12 protein-coding genes are annotated in these 12,119 nt (G+C 62.2%); 10 read left to right on the forward strand and 2 right to left on the reverse strand.

Annotation, left to right across the window (positions count from 1 at the left end):
• Nucleotides 1-247: 247 nt before the first annotated feature.
• Together JNJ68_RS04970 and JNJ68_RS04975 are read right to left on the reverse strand one after the other, a co-directional pair.
• Nucleotides 248-1,282 (reverse strand): sterol desaturase family protein, encoded by a 1,035-nt coding sequence (locus tag JNJ68_RS04970; protein WP_294979760.1) that lies wholly within the window; start codon nt 1,280-1,282, stop codon nt 248-250.
• Nucleotides 1,283-1,290: 8 nt separating this feature from the next.
• On the reverse strand, nt 1,291-2,295 hold the full coding sequence (locus JNJ68_RS04975) for a LacI family DNA-binding transcriptional regulator (RefSeq protein ID WP_294979762.1): 1,005 nt from the start codon (nt 2,293-2,295) through the stop codon (nt 1,291-1,293).
• A gap of 198 nt (nt 2,296-2,493) precedes the next feature.
• On the opposite strand from JNJ68_RS04975, the gene JNJ68_RS04980 reads away from it, so the two are divergent.
• From JNJ68_RS04980 to JNJ68_RS05025, 10 genes are all read left to right on the forward strand, one after another.
• Nucleotides 2,494-3,519, forward strand: coding sequence for a sterol desaturase family protein (locus JNJ68_RS04980; protein ID WP_294979764.1), 1,026 nt, complete (start codon nt 2,494-2,496; stop codon nt 3,517-3,519).
• A 61-nt stretch (nt 3,520-3,580) separates the two neighbouring features.
• The gene (locus JNJ68_RS04985) at nt 3,581-4,549 is read left to right on the forward strand and encodes a substrate-binding domain-containing protein (RefSeq protein ID WP_294979765.1); all 969 of its coding nucleotides are present in this window, start codon (nt 3,581-3,583) and stop codon (nt 4,547-4,549) included.
• Nucleotides 4,550-4,764: 215 nt separating this feature from the next.
• Entirely contained in the window at nt 4,765-5,670 is a 906-nt protein-coding gene (locus JNJ68_RS04990) for an ABC transporter permease (protein WP_294979767.1), read from the forward strand.
• A 7-nt stretch (nt 5,671-5,677) separates the two neighbouring features.
• A complete protein-coding gene (locus JNJ68_RS04995; RefSeq protein ID WP_294979769.1) occupies nt 5,678-6,682 on the forward strand; it encodes an ABC transporter permease in 1,005 nt (334 codons plus the stop codon).
• 78 nt (nt 6,683-6,760) lie between these two features.
• Entirely contained in the window at nt 6,761-7,717 is a 957-nt protein-coding gene (locus JNJ68_RS05000) for a substrate-binding domain-containing protein (RefSeq protein ID WP_294979771.1), read from the forward strand.
• A 102-nt stretch (nt 7,718-7,819) separates the two neighbouring features.
• Complete coding sequence (locus tag JNJ68_RS05005; protein WP_294979772.1) at nt 7,820-8,899, forward strand: ABC transporter permease; 1,080 nt, start codon at nt 7,820-7,822, stop codon at nt 8,897-8,899.
• 8 nt (nt 8,900-8,907) lie between these two features.
• The gene (locus JNJ68_RS05010; protein ID WP_294979774.1) at nt 8,908-9,732 is read left to right on the forward strand and encodes an ATP-binding cassette domain-containing protein; all 825 of its coding nucleotides are present in this window, start codon (nt 8,908-8,910) and stop codon (nt 9,730-9,732) included.
• A gap of 107 nt (nt 9,733-9,839) precedes the next feature.
• A complete protein-coding gene (locus JNJ68_RS05015; RefSeq protein ID WP_294979776.1) occupies nt 9,840-10,844 on the forward strand; it encodes a Gfo/Idh/MocA family oxidoreductase in 1,005 nt (334 codons plus the stop codon).
• Nucleotides 10,841-11,800 carry a sugar phosphate isomerase/epimerase gene (locus JNJ68_RS05020; protein ID WP_294979778.1) on the forward strand — a complete coding sequence of 320 codons (960 nt, stop codon included), beginning with the start codon at nt 10,841-10,843 and terminating at the stop codon, nt 11,798-11,800. Before JNJ68_RS05015 ends, JNJ68_RS05020 begins: the two co-directional genes overlap by 4 nt.
• Before the next feature lie 10 nt (nt 11,801-11,810).
• Nucleotides 11,811-12,119: a MocE family 2Fe-2S type ferredoxin gene (locus tag JNJ68_RS05025; protein WP_294979780.1), complete on the forward strand. Its 309-nt coding sequence runs from the start codon at nt 11,811-11,813 to the stop codon at nt 12,117-12,119.

Genomic DNA, 12,119 nt, shown 5'->3' on the forward strand with positions numbered 1-12,119 from the left:
CTGCGCTTCCGACTGTGAGGTCGAGAAGCGGGACAATCGTCCCAGCCGTCATAGTGTGAGTTCAAGCGCGTCTTAATTTTGTGAATATAATCAATATGTTAATTTGGAGAAGGTTGGATATCAGGCCCACTCCCTCCGCCAGCTTCCCTTGACCCTCTAGAATGCCAGAAAATCAGGGATTCTCCCTTGCTTGGGCACTAGAATGAATACTGGACTCGGACACCGCGGCCCCTCTCCGGCAGGTGTCTCATGGTCCAGGATCCTCCCTCCTCGATGAACTTCTTGACATTGCAGAGCTGGCTTTCTTGCGCTTGAAGCGCTCGGTCATCCTTGCGTGCGCTTCGGATGTCCCGTCGTGCCAGGTGCCAAACCACTTGTCCAAGGGCAACGCTCCGTCGGCATAATTCACCTCGAAGTACTTGTGGTGGAGGTAATGCGCATAGGCGTGGGTGTCGATGGCAGTCTCTTTCCCGGTCTCGATCTTGTCGAAGCCGACATGGCCGATCACGGCCCCGGTCCCCCCGATCTGCAGGTGGTAGAGAACCAGAAGTGGATGTGACGGAAGCAAAAGGTGGATCAGCGTATCTGACCAGTAAAGCAGATGCTCGACCGGATGCATCGAAAGAGAGGACCAGGGCGAGGGGTTGACCGAATTGTGGTGGACGGAATGGACCATGCGGTACAGCGCGGGGAGGTGGATCAAGCGGTGGATCGCGAAGAAATGCACCTCGTGAACGAGGGGGAGCGCGAGTGCGAAGACTGTCAGCCAGACGGGATGGTCGCCAAACGCTGCCCAAGGCCCGATCCCGTTCGCCCAAGCCCAGAGAATCAGCACTTCATACGCGGTCCAGATCGGCAGGCCCGACATGAAGGTGCGAAGGGTATTGTCCAGGTTCTGGCTCTTGAACCAGAAGACATCGGATTTGCGGTCAGCCGGGAAACTGCCGTTGTACTTGAACCGCAAGTCCTGCCGACGATGGACATAGAGCCGCAGTTCGAGCGCGCCGAACATCAAGAGCACGACCGCCGAATTGCGGATGAACAGGAAGGCGATCCAGCCAGGCGCCAGGTTTTGCATCGTCTCCCGCGAAGGTGTGGCCCAGGCCCAGAGTGCGACGGCAAGGGCGAAGAAGACCGCGTTCCACGGCAGGAAATACCCCGGCAGCCATTTCAGCACCCGTGCGGCGTTCCACGGCCAATCCAGCAGCGGGCCTACCTGAAGGGGTTCGTGTGGTGCCCATTGGCCGCGTTTGTCCCTGGTTCCAAAGCGATGCTCGTCCATTTCTGCTCTCACACATTTTCGGGGGTGTAGATCTCGAACCCCAGGGTGACGTTCAGGGCACCAACCTCCGTTCCTGCCTTCTTGGCCCGGACCATGGTCGCTACCGCCTCGCGGGCGAAGGTTTCCATGGGGTGCGAGATGACGAAGTTCAGTGTGCCGTCGATCAAGGCTGCGCGGGTGGCGTCGAACAGTTCGTACCCGACGGCGACGAAGTCATTGCGGCGCTGGTGGGCTCGCAAGGCGGCGAGCGCCCCTGTGATGCCGCCACCCGAAATGAACAGGCCGCAGAGGTCCGGGTGTTCGGCCAGCATTTCTTCCGTGATCTCACGAGCGACGTTGGACGATTCATAGGTGGCCCTGGGCTCCAGCAGCGTGAACGCGCTGTTATGCTCACGCATGTAGGACCGAAAGCCGCTTTCGTTCAGTTCCTGGTTGCGGTAGCGGTGGTTGCCCACAAGAATGCCGATCTTGCCCGGCTCACGGACCATTCGGTCGAACGCCCAGGCGGCAGTGCGTCCGACTTTCCAGTTGTCCAGCCCGACGAAGCAAACGTTGCCGCGCGCCGAGAGGGGCGCGATCAGCCCGGTGACAGGGGTGCCAGAGGCCAGAACCGAATCGATGGCGTCCGATATCATCGGGTGTTCGGCCGCGACCAGCGCAACCGAATCGCAGTTGGTGCCCAGAGCAATCAGCCGCGTTGCAATCGTCTCGGGCGAAAGGTCATCGAGAAACTCCAGCTTGAGGTCGACCTTTCCGTCGGGCGACTGTTCGGCGGCACGCCGAAGGGCATCGCCGAGATTGCGGTAGAAGGTACGGTTTCCCTGGTGCAGGAGCACCCCGATCCGATAGGATCCTCGGCTGGATTTCACTGAATTTTCAATGGTCCGGATGCCATAGAAGCCGATTTCCTCTGCGGCCTGAAGCACCCTTTCCCGCGTCGCCTGACGCACCGAATCCGCTTCCGAGATCACCCGGTTGACGGTTGCGACGGAGACGCCGGCGGCGGCGGCCAAGTCTGGAATCGTAGGTCGCTTCACGCCCAATCCTCCTGTCATTTCGTATCTTCGGCAAACCAGATAGATACTAAATGATATGAAATTCTCCCAGATCCCCAAAATAGATTGATTTGATCCGGATCAAATCGTCAAGAAGCCGTTCAACAACGGTGGTGCAAAATGTCGCACCCCCGGCGCCGAGGGGAGGCCGGTTCAATGGACGACATGCAATTTGGAACCCGCGACAAGCGCGGCAACTGGGCGCCGAATGAGCCGCTGGAAATTGCACCCTTCTGGCTGGGCAAGTGGAACAAGATGGGGCGGTGGATCATCGCCTACCTCTGGCCGCACAACACGATCTTCATGGCGGTGACTGTCGCCTACTGGTACTTCGTGCTGCCAGACTGGGACGTCATGAGGACTTTCTCCTGGGGCTGGATCCTGTGGATCCATGTTGTGAACAGCGCAGGCGTCTTCCTGTTCTTCGGTTCGGTCGAGCTGATCTACTACGTCAAGCGCAAGCAGGGGACGCGGTTCAAGTACAACCACAAGTTCCCGTCCGAGAACCCGTCGGACATCTTCTGGTTCAAGAGCCAGAACATCGACAACTTCCTGCGCAGCTTCCTCATTACGCTGCCGATCTGGACGCTGATCGAGGTGTTCACGCTCTGGTGCTTCGCCAACGGCTTCTCGAACGCGATTGATCCGTCCGAGCACTGGCTCTGGCTCGCGGTCCTGATCCTCTTGGCGCCCGCGATCCATGAAGTGCATTTCTACTGCGGCCATTGGCTGATCCATCAACCGCCGCTCTACAAGTGGATCCATTCGATCCACCACAACTCGATCAACCCGAGCCCCTGGTCCTCGCTCAGCATGCATCCGGTCGAAGGGGCGTTCTTCATCTCCGAGATGATGTGGCACCTGCTGCTGCCCTCGGCGCCCTTCGTCGCGATGTTCCAGCTGACCAGCACCGCCTATGGCGCGATCGTCGGCCACATCGGCTTCGACAAGCTGGAACTGACCGAAGGCCAGGCGATGGATAGCCACGCCTACACCCATTACCTGCACCACAAGTACTTCGAGGTGAACTACGGCGGCGACGGGCTCATCCCGCTCGATAAGTGGTTTGGCACCTGGCACGACGGCACGAAAGAGGCCGACGAGCAGATGAAGGAACGTTTCCGCAAGAAGAAGGAACGTCTGGCCCGCAAGGCCGGCAACGGGGCGACCCCGGCCGAATAGGTCCCGGGCAAGCCGATCGAACGGCCGCGGGAAGCGGTCATCATCTGGGAGGAGACCCAAAATGAAGCTTGGAAAGATTCTCGCCGCGACGGCGATGCTGACCCTGGTGGCCGGGATGGCCAGCGCCGAAGGTGCAAAGATCTTCGTCATCGGCGGCAAGCCCGACGACCCGTTCTGGTCGCGCGTCAAGCTTGGCGCCGAACATGCTGGCAAAGTCGCAGAAGCCCAAGGGGGCTCGGTCACCTGGCTTGGTCCGCAGAACTACGACAACCTCGGTCCCGACGCTGCCGAACTGATCCGTCAGGCGATCGACCAGGGCGCGGACGCCATCGTCGGCCCCGACTGGGTTCCGGAAGCGATGGACCCGGCCTTCGAAGCTGTCGTCGCCGCGGGCATTCCGCTGGTCATCTACAACGCCGGTGGTCTTGAGGCGGCGGACCGTCTGGGCGCGATGAACTATGTCGGCGCGGTCGACTACAAATCGGGCTATGCCGGCGGCGAGTACCTCGGCAAGGCGGGTCACAAGAACGGCGCTTGCGTGAACACTCTGCCGGGCGCGGCCAACATTGAAGCCTTCTGCAACGGCTTCAATGACGGCCTGGCTGCGGCTGGCGGCACCGGTTCGGTCCTGCAATTGCCCGCAACTGCCTTCGGCGATGCGACGGCCGTTGCCCAGGCCGTCCGCGCGCACCTGCTGGAAAACCCGACGATCGACGCGATGTTCGCCATCGGCGACCAGGATACGAACGCGACGATCAGCGGCATCCAGCAGGCGGGCAAGACCGGCGCGGTCCATGTCTGCGGGATGAACTTCAACGACTCGATCCTCGCGAACATCCAGGCTGGCAGCCAGGCCTGCGCCATCGACCAGCAGGGCTATCAGCAGGGCTTCTTCGCCGTGTCGATCCTGAACAACTTCGTCAACTACGGCGTGACCATCCCGACCCGGGAAATCCTGACCGGACCGGGCGTCATCGATGCCTCGAACGTCGAGCTGGTGATCGAAGGCGTGAAACTCGGCGCCCGCTAAGGCGAACCCAAAATGCCCGCCGGCCAGACCGTCGGCGGGCAGACCTTTGCTGGCAGCTGCACATTGCTCGCCAAAGCCCCCTAGCAACAGGAACCACGCAGATGACACAGAACAGGGAGGGTCGCTCGTCCGGGATGTCGTTTGGCAGTCTTGCCAGACGGCCCGAGGCTGGTTCGCTCGTCGGGCTCGTTCTTGTCTACACATTCTTCGCCATCATGGGCGGTGCCGTCTTCGTCGGCGCACCGGGCTGGTCCAGCTGGCTGAATATCGCGGCAGAGGTCGGCATCGTTGCCTTGCCTGTCGGCCTTCTGATGATCGCGGGCGAGCTTGACATCTCGGTCGGGTCGGTCATCCCGGCCTCGCAGATGACGGCCGCCATCATCTCGGGCCATTTTGGCCTGCCGATCTTGCTGGGAATTGGCTGCGGCCTGGGCGTCGGGCTTCTGGTCGGCTACATCAACGGTCTTCTGGTCACCCGGACCACGATTCCGTCGCTCATCATCACCATCGGCACGATGTTCGGCGTCATGGGCCTGACGCTGGGTTTCGCCGTGCTGATCGCCGGATCGACCAGCGTGTTCCTGGTGCCCACCCCGCTGACCAAGCTTGTCCTGGGCACGTTCCTGGGCGGGATGTTCAACGTCTCGATCTTCTGGTGGATCGCCTTCGCGATCGTCATCTACTTCCTCTTGCATTTCTCGCCGCTCGGGAACTGGATCTTCGCCCTTGGCGGCGACCGTGACAGCGCCCGCAACGCGGGCATCCCGACCAGGGGTCTGACCATCTGGCTTTACATGCTGTCGGGCTTTGCCGCAGCCTTCGTCGGCATCCTGCAGCTGATGACCTATCAGAACGCGCAGGTCGCCACCGGCCAGTCCTTCATCTTCAACTCGATCATGTGCGTCGTGATCGGCGGGGTCATCCTGACCGGCGGATCCGGCTCGGTCATCGGCATCGTCATCGGCACCGCGACCTTCGCAATCGTGAACCAGGGCATCTTCTTCTCGGGCCTCGATCCGAACATCGGCTCGATCATCATCGGCGCGCTTCTGCTTGCGGCGGTCCTGTCGAACGACGGCTTCCGCGCGCTCGCCCTCAAGTACTCGACGAAGAAAGGCTGAGCCGCGCATGTTGAGCACATTCGCCCCCTTCCTGCGCCGCCCCGAGGCTGCCTCGATCATCAGCCTTGTCGGGATCGTCGCCTTCTACGTCATCATCGGCGGCGTGGACCTTCGCACGCTCTTCGGAGCAGCCAGCTGGGTGAACTTCGCCGCCAACCTTGGCATCGTGGCAATCCCGGTCGGCATCCTGATGATCGGGGGCCAGATCGACATTTCCATCGGGGCGATGATCCCCGCCGGGTCGATGACCATCGCCATCCTGTCCGGCTACTACGGCCTGCCGATCGAAGTCGGGATCATCGGGACGCTCGCGCTTGGCGCTGTGGTCGGCCTGGTGAACGGCCTCTTGACGGTGCGCACGACCGTGCCCTCGCTGATCGTGACGCTGGGGACGCTGGTCGTCATGCAGGGCGTCGTGCTTGCGGGCGCCAATCTTCTGACAGGGGCGGCCAGCGTCAAGCTTGAGGCTCCTGCCTGGGCAAAAGCCGCCTTCGGCAGCCTGATCGGCCCCAGCCACCAGGTCATCATCTTCTGGTGGATCGTCATTGCCCTGATCTTCGCCTTTGCCATTCACAAGACGCGCTTTGGCAACTGGGTCTACGCGATGGGCGGCGATCTGGTTTCGGCGCGGAACGCAGGTGTGCCGACCGCGCGGCTGACCATCATCCTGTTCATGCTGTCGGCAATCAGCGCGGCCTTCGTCGGGATGTGCGGCGCGATCCAGTTTAACTCCGCCCAGGTGTCGGGCGGTATGGGCTACATCTTCAACACCATCGTCAGCATCGTTGTCGGCGGTGTGCTGCTGACCGGCGGCTTCGGGTCGGTGATCGGGATCTTCATCGGCACGATCACCTTCGCGATTGTCAGCCAAGGCATCTACTTCACCGATATCGACCGCAACTGGTCGAACCTGATCATCGGCGTGACGCTGCTTCTCGCCGTCGCGATGAACGAAAGCTTCCGGAAATTCGCGCTGCGGGCCGGGCCGAAGAAGAAGGCCGCCAGCAGCTGAGAGATCGCCCAAAAGGGCGTTAACCGGTCGAAAGACCAGAGCATGCGCCGATGGTAGCGCAAGGGGGAGGAAGACACGATGAACTTCAAGGCAAAGGCATTCGCCGCGGCAGCTGCCGTCGCTCTGCTGTCCACCGGGGCCATGGCGCAGGATATCGCCGTGATCGCGGGCTCGGTCGAAGACGCGTTCATGGACAAGATCAAGAAGGGCGTCGATGACGCAACCGCCATGGTCACCGCCAATGGCGGAACCGTCCAGTACCTGCGCACGCAGAACTACGAGAACTTCGGCCCGGACCTGGTGACCCTTATCAACCAGGCGGTCGCGCAGGGCGTTGACGGCATCGCGATCCCGGTCTGGGTTCCGGATGCGCAGATTCCGGCGCTGCAGGCGGCCCGCGAAGCCGGTATCGTGATCATGCAGTACAACTCTGGCCTGCCGGTCATGGGCGATGTCGGCGCGATCAACTACTTCGGATCGGATGAGTACGCTGCCGGATTCGGCGGCGGCAAGTATCTGGCCGAGAAGGGCGCCAAGCACATCCTCTGCCACATCCAGGTTCCTGGCGCGATCAACCTGACCGAGCGTTGCCGCGGCGTGACCGACGGCGCGACCGAGGCGGGCGCGAAAGTGACCGTTCTGGAAACCCCACCGAACCTTGACGGCGACGTGACCGGTACTGCCGAGGCCTTCAAGGCCGCCTTCCTCGGCGACAACACCATCGACGCGATGGTCTCCTGCGCCGACTTCGGTGCGGCGGCAGGTGCGAACGCTGTCGAGCAGACGGGCGCCAAGATCATGGTTTCGGCCTTCGACTTCAGCCCGGCTTCGCTTGACCGCATCAAGGCTGGCACGCAGACCATGGCCATCGACCAGCAGCCCTACCTGCAGGGCTTCCTGGCGACATCAATGCTGTTTGCCCACCTGAAGTACGGCACCAACATCTCGACCAACCCGGTCCTGACCGGCCCGGCGATCATCGACGCCTCGAACGTCGAGGCTGTCATGGCCGGTGCCGCGCTCGGCGCCCGCTAACCCTTGCCACCGCTCCCGGCCGGGCTCATCCGGCCGGGGCGATCTTCTGGTGCAGGCCCAAATAGCCAAGCACCCCAAAGAAATCTCGGGGGAGATGGACCGATGACAGATAGCAAGACAACAGTACCTGGTGCATCGGCAGGCGGAGGCTTCTCTCTGCAGAACATCTTTCGCCGCCCGGAAGCGGGCGCAGCCGCGGGTTTCCTTATCATCCTGATCTTCTTCGGATATTTCGGCGTCCAGAACAACTTTCTGACGGCGCTCGGGACATCGACCTGGCTCAACTTCGCCTCCAAGGTCGGCATCATCGCCATTCCGGTAGGCTTCCTGATGATTGCCGGTGAGATGGACATCTCGGTCGGCGCGCTGATCCCGGCGGGCGGCATCGTGCTGGCCATGGCAAGCGAGCTTTACGGGCTGAACATCTGGCTTTCGCTACTTCTCAGCCTCGGGATTGCGGGGGCCATTGGTTACGTCAACGGCATGCTGGTCACGCGGACCAGGGTGCCCTCGCTGATCGTGACTCTCGCCACCCTCTTCGTCGTGGCGGGTCTGAACATCTTCGTCTCGAAGAAACTGGCCGGAACCACGCAGCACAGCGTTCAGGACGCGGGCCCCGTGTCCGAGTTCCTGCTGGGCGACTACCATACGCTGCAGTTCGGTGCGGACGATGCGCCCTTCATCATCTTCCAAAGCCTGCAAAGCTCGTTCTTCATCTGGATCGTCTTTGCAATCATCTGCTTCTTCGTCCTGCACCTGTCGCCCTGGGGCAACTGGATCGCGGCGATGGGCGGCGACCAGCAAAGCGCCCGCAACGCAGGGATCCCGACGAACCGGCTGAAGATCGCACTCTTCATGCTGTCGGCAATGGCGTCGGCGCTGGTCGGGATGACCGAGGCCGTCCTGGCCAACACCGCCAGCACGACGACCCAGTTCGGCATGATCTTCAACTCGATCATCTGCGTCGTGGTGGGTGGCGTCCTTCTGACCGGAGGATTTGGAACGGTGACGGGCATCGTCTTCGGGACCCTGACCTTCGGCATCGTCTTCCAGGGGATCAACTTCACCACCTTCGACAAGGACCTGAACCTTCTGTTCATCGGCGCGCTTCTGCTGATCGCAGTCCTGATGAACGAAACCTTCCGTAAAATGGCGACCAACTGGTCGTCCTCCAAGAAATGAGGCCCGACATGTCAGCCAATGCCCCCATTCTTGCCCTTCGCAACGTCAACAAGAGCTTCGGCCCGATCGACGTGCTGCACGACATCAACCTGGAAGTCCGCGCTGGCGAGGTGTTGTGCCTCCTCGGCGACAACGGTGCAGGCAAGTCGACACTGATCCGCATCCTGTCCGGCGTCCACCAGCCCACGACCGGCGCCATCGAGATGGATGGCGGTCAGGTCAGCTTTCCCAACCCGCGCGCCGCGGCCGACAAGGGGATCGCGACCGTTCACCAGTTCGGCGGCACCTTCCCGCTGATGTCCATCGGTCGGTCGTTCTTTGTTGGCGTGGAGCCGACGAAAGGCTGGGGGCCGTTCAAGGTCTATGACCGGAAGAAGGCCAACGCCATCGCCGTGAAGGCCGTGCAGGACTTCGGCATCACCCGGATCGACGATGGCGACCGTCTGGTCGGCGGCCTCTCGGGCGGCGAGCGCCAGTCGCTCGCCATCGCCCGCGCCGTCCACTTCGGCGCCCGCGTGCTGATCCTCGACGAACCGACTGCGGCGCTCGGCGTGAAACAGGCGGCGCACGTCCTGCGCATCGTGAACGAGGCAAAGCGGCGGGGTCTGGCGGTGATCTTCATCACCCACCAGGTCATGCACGCCATGGCTGTGGGCGACCACTTCGCCGTGCTGATCCGCGGCGCGGTCGCTGCCGATTTCAAGAAGGGCGAAAAATCCCGCGAGCAGATCACCGACCTGATGGCCGGTGGCGAAACCATGGCCGACCTGGAGAAATCCATCGACGGCTACATGAGCACCCATGGCGGACACCCGCCGCCGCCCGCGCACTGAGCCTCCCTGGAAGGCCGCCTTCTCCCCTGTGGCCTTCCCTTGTCCGGGCCAGATTGCCCTCTGGCCCGGACAGCAAACCAACCGATACCGAACCCGAGGCGGGACAAATGACACAGAGAATTGCTGTAATCGGCGCAGGCCTGATGGGGGCCGACCACGCCCGTATCGTGGCCGAGGATCTGCCGGGCGCAACCCTGCAGGTGGTCTGCGACATGGATCAGGCCCGTGCACGAGATGTTGCCGATGCGCTTGGCGCAGCGGATGTAGGCAATGACCCCGAAGCGGTCATCGCGCGTGCCGATGTCGATGCCGTCATCATCGCGAGCCCGGACTTCACCCATGCACCGCTCAGCCTCGCCTGCATCCGCGCGGGCAAGCCGGTGCTTTGCGAAAAGCCCTTGTCGCAGAAGCCCGCCGAATGCATCGCCGTGATGGATGCCGAAATGGCCGCTGGCCGCCGCTTTGTGCAGGTCGGCTTCATGCGCCGTTTCGATCAGTCCTATGTCGAGATGAAGGCCGCGCTGACCGGCGGCAAGCTGGGCCGCGCGCTGATGATGCACAACTTCCACCGCAATGTGGAAACCCCGGCGTCCGACTTCACTGGCGCCATGGCGATCACCAATTCGGCCCCGCATGAATTCGACGTGGTCCGCCATGTCCTCGGCTGCGAATATGCTTCGATCTCGGCCTATCAACCCAGGCGGTCGGATGCCCGCGTCGCTCCGGTGGTCATGGTGCTTGAAACCACCGACAACCAACTCGTCACCATCGAGATCAACAACAACGCCGCCTACGGCTATGACGTCCGCGCCGAGCTGGTGGGCGAGGCCGGGTCGATTGCCATGACCAACGTGGCCTACACCCGCACTGACATGAAGCTGTCCTCTGCCACGGTCTATGACGCCGATTGGCGTGGTCGCTATCACGAGGCCTATGTCCGCCAGAACCGGGCGTTCATGCACTTTGTCAACACTGGCGAATTCACCGCGATCGGCTCCAGCGCCTGGGATGGCTATGCCGCTGCCAAGGTTGCTGAAACCGGCGCCAAGGCCCTGGTCGCCGGAACCAAACTCGCGGTCGAGATGATCGACAAACCGGAGTTCTACAAATGAAACTGGGGTTCGTATCCGACAGCCTTGGCGGAATGCCCTTCGACACCATGCTTGACCACGCCGCCCGCATGGGCGTGTCCGGCGTCGAGGTGAACACCTGCGGCTGGTCCACCGCCCCGCATTTCGACCTTGCGGCGATGACCCGCGACGCGGGCGCCCGAAAGGCGTTCCTGAAGGCCTTCGCCGACCGAGGGCTGGAGGTGATCGCACTGAACGCCAACGGCAACCCGCTGCACCCGACCGACCCGAAGCAGGGACAGGGACTGAAGGACACCATCCGCGTCGCCGGCGATCTGGGCATCAAGACCATCGTCACCATGTCCGGCCTGCCCGCCGGGCGCGACGGCGACCTGATGCCGAACTGGGTCGTTTCGTCCTGGCCGCCCGAAACGCAGGAAATCCTGCACTACCAGTGGCAGGAAAAGCTGATCCCGTTCTGGACCGAAATCGCCAGCCTCTGCCACGAGCATGGCGTGGAGAAGATCGCGCTGGAACTGCACGGCAACCAGGTCGTCTATAACGTCCCCAGCCTCTTCAAGCTGCGCGAAGCGGTCGGCCCGGTCATCGGCGCCAACCTAGACCCCAGCCACCTGATGTGGATGGGCGCCGACCCGCTCGTCGCCGCTGAACGTCTTGGCTCGGCCGTCTATCACGTCCATGCCAAGGACACCTTCCTGAACGCCCCCGTCCAGGCCACCACCTCGCTTCTGGAAAACGGCAGCCTGATGGACATCCCGGCCCGGTCCTGGTCCTACATCACCCTGGGCTTCGGCCATGGCGAAGAATGGTGGCGGCAATTCTGCTACCGCTTGAAGATGGGCGGCTACGACGGCTGGCTGTCGATCGAGCATGAAGACGTGCTTCTCAACTCGCTGGAAGGGCTGGAGAAATCCGTGGCGCTTCTGCAGGGCGTGATGCCGAAGGCCCCCGCCGACTACAAACCACAAGCAATCTGAGAGACGAGTCATGGCCTGGATCGACGCCTGTTCCACCGACGACATTCCCAGCGAAGACGTGATCCGCTTCGATCACGGATCCCGCACCTTCATCATCGTCCGCGATCACGAGGACGGCTACTGGTGCGCCGACGGACTTTGCACGCATGAGGATATCCACCTCTGCGATGGAATGGTCGTCGAATGCACCATCGAATGCCCAAAGCATTCCTCGATCTTCAACGTCACCAATGGCGAGGTCGAAACCCCGCCCGCCTGCAACAACCTGCGCACCTACCCGACCAAGGTCGAGGGCGGGCGCGTCCTGATCGAGATCTGA

The organism is Tabrizicola sp. (genome assembly GCF_016793705.1).
GTDB lineage: Bacteria > Pseudomonadota > Alphaproteobacteria > Rhodobacterales > Rhodobacteraceae > Tabrizicola.

What these genes read in the sequence shown, in the direction of transcription:
- JNJ68_RS05020 (WP_294979778.1), top strand. Translation starts at nt 10,841, where the DNA reads ATGAAACTGGGGTTCGTATCCGACAGCCTTGGCGGAATGCCCTTCGAC.
- JNJ68_RS05005 (WP_294979772.1), top strand. Translation starts at nt 7,820, where the DNA reads ATGACAGATAGCAAGACAACAGTACCTGGTGCATCGGCAGGCGGAGGC.
- JNJ68_RS04990 (WP_294979767.1), top strand. Translation starts at nt 4,765, where the DNA reads ATGGGCGGTGCCGTCTTCGTCGGCGCACCGGGCTGGTCCAGCTGGCTG.
- JNJ68_RS04985 (WP_294979765.1), top strand. Translation starts at nt 3,581, where the DNA reads ATGAAGCTTGGAAAGATTCTCGCCGCGACGGCGATGCTGACCCTGGTG.
- JNJ68_RS04970 (WP_294979760.1), bottom strand. Translation starts at nt 1,282, where the DNA reads ATGGACGAGCATCGCTTTGGAACCAGGGACAAACGCGGCCAATGGGCA.
- JNJ68_RS05000 (WP_294979771.1), top strand. Translation starts at nt 6,761, where the DNA reads ATGAACTTCAAGGCAAAGGCATTCGCCGCGGCAGCTGCCGTCGCTCTG.
- JNJ68_RS04995 (WP_294979769.1), top strand. Translation starts at nt 5,678, where the DNA reads ATGTTGAGCACATTCGCCCCCTTCCTGCGCCGCCCCGAGGCTGCCTCG.
- JNJ68_RS05025 (WP_294979780.1), top strand. Translation starts at nt 11,811, where the DNA reads ATGGCCTGGATCGACGCCTGTTCCACCGACGACATTCCCAGCGAAGAC.
- JNJ68_RS04980 (WP_294979764.1), top strand. Translation starts at nt 2,494, where the DNA reads ATGGACGACATGCAATTTGGAACCCGCGACAAGCGCGGCAACTGGGCG.
- JNJ68_RS05010 (WP_294979774.1), top strand. Translation starts at nt 8,908, where the DNA reads ATGTCAGCCAATGCCCCCATTCTTGCCCTTCGCAACGTCAACAAGAGC.
- JNJ68_RS05015 (WP_294979776.1), top strand. Translation starts at nt 9,840, where the DNA reads ATGACACAGAGAATTGCTGTAATCGGCGCAGGCCTGATGGGGGCCGAC.